Genomic DNA, 276 nt, shown 5'->3' on the forward strand with positions numbered 1-276 from the left:
CACCGCAAGAAATAAGGAAGCATGTTGATAAAGAAGTTTGGGAAGCAAAAAACGTTATATCCCAAAGTGGTGTTATATCTGTGAAAAAATCGTTGAGTAAGGCCAAGACAGCTGGTATTTCAAATGTTGTAACATCGAGTCAAGATAAGGCTACAAATAATGGCGCCAAGGGAAATCGAGCTTCAAACCAGATGCAAGATAGACAATTATCTTCACTTGCTACCTTTGTGGAATTATTTAATGATGAAGAGGTTGATAATAGCGCGCAATTATTAA

General features: G+C 37.0%; 1 pseudogene. It reads left to right on the forward strand.

What is annotated here, in order from left to right:
- Positions 1-276: pseudogene (locus C1E99_RS14545) on the forward strand (hypothetical protein); the annotation flags it as partial.

Source organism: Streptococcus suis, assembly GCF_002964045.1.
Classification (GTDB): domain Bacteria; phylum Bacillota; class Bacilli; order Lactobacillales; family Streptococcaceae; genus Streptococcus; species Streptococcus suis_U.